Genomic DNA, 589 nt, shown 5'->3' on the forward strand with positions numbered 1-589 from the left:
AATAATTCCAGATTGTGCAGTGAAGAAGGTTAGCGTCCACGGCGTCGTAATACATGGACAGCGCTTCTTCGTGCAACGTGTAATCGCCCTTCTTAAAACCGCTCCTGTTGTTTAAGTCAAACGCCAGCCCGAATTCCCCGAGGAAACACGGTACGTTCCCCATTTTTTCCCTTGTTATTTTTATCCCCTTCGTAAGGCAGTCCTTAAAGTAGGCTCTTACATTTTTCTTGCCTATGATAAATTTAAATGTGTCAAGATTCACGTTGAACCATGAACGGAAACTTTTTGTAAAAAGGGTCAGGCCGTCGTACCAGTGAAAAGCGTTAAGCGTGTTGCCGGGGTCGGACTTGTTCCAAGACGGGTGGGATTCCGCCCTTGTGCTTGAAGGCGGCCCCTCTATAAAGAAAAAGTTTTTCTCGTTCGCCTCTTTCATCGCGTTTATGTACTTGACGATGAAGGGCTTAAGAAAATCGTCGGCAAAGACGGCGCCCCGGCGTGGACAATGGAAAAGTTGGGAATGGACTTGGCTCTGCTCGACCGATGCGGTGCGGCGGTTTCGATACAACAGTACCCTCTCCAACACCACCAA

The 589-nt window shown here is 48.2% G+C and carries 1 pseudogene; it reads right to left on the reverse strand.

Annotated features, from left to right (window positions below):
• Window positions 1–433, reverse strand: a pseudogene (locus tag ACYVTD_RS15655) (glycoside hydrolase family 5 protein); the annotation flags it as partial.
• Window positions 434–589 lie beyond the last annotated feature (156 nt).

It is taken from the genome of Treponema sp. R6D11 (assembly GCF_054786075.1).